We start from the raw sequence: 782 nt of genomic DNA on the forward strand, positions 1-782 counted from the left end.
CTACTGCGCAACAATCCGCTCCCGCACCTGAAACGCCTAAAACCATGGAAGTCAATAATATTGAACGCACCAAGGAAGTGGCTTACAAATGCGGACCAAACGGTACTGATCCTTTGAATGTCATGTACGGTTTCCAAGGTGATGAGCCTGTGATTGCCCAAGTGAAATACCAAGGCCAGCTGACTCCGGGTCTTTCCCGCATCGTCGGCACCGGCAATGATGTCAATGGCTTCTGGGGTGAAGGCGTGGCATGGATTGCCAACCGCGCCAACTATGCCAACATCGACAAAGTGGACGGCAATATGCTGACTATCCGTCAACAAACTGTCGTTAACGGCAAAAACCAAGTCGTGGACAACATCATCACCAAGTCTTGCGTATTGGACCAAGCCGCTACTGCTCAATTGAACAAAGCACCTGCCAAACCTGTTAAAGGCAAAGGCAAAGCGAAGAAATAAAGACGTTGTATAAAACGAAAGGTCGTCTGAAAACTTGAAAACGGGTTTTCAGACGACCTTTTTATATTGCGGCGGATGGACTTTAAATCAGAACGAAGCAGCAAGGCGCAGACAAGACAGCTTTTCACGCCATTGGCTTTGAGCATTGAAAGTATCCTACGGCTTAATTTTCCTTATGAAATATAGTGGATTAACAAAAATCAGGACAAGGCGACGAAGCCGTAGACAGTACAAATAGTACGGAACCGATTCACTTGGTGCTTCAGTACCTTAGAGAATCGTTCTCTTTGAGCTAAGGCGAGGCAACGCCGTACTGGTTTAAAG

The 782-nt window shown here is 46.8% G+C and carries 1 protein-coding gene; it reads left to right on the forward strand.

Features of this window, described 5'->3' with window-relative positions; genetic code table 11:
• On the forward strand, positions 1-458 hold a 458-nt coding region (locus ACTHUR_RS13365; RefSeq protein ID WP_440399015.1), incomplete at its 5' end, for a hypothetical protein.
• Between the last annotated feature and the right edge of the window lie 324 nt (positions 459-782).

It is taken from the genome of Neisseria sp. P0021.S007 (genome assembly GCF_051956855.1).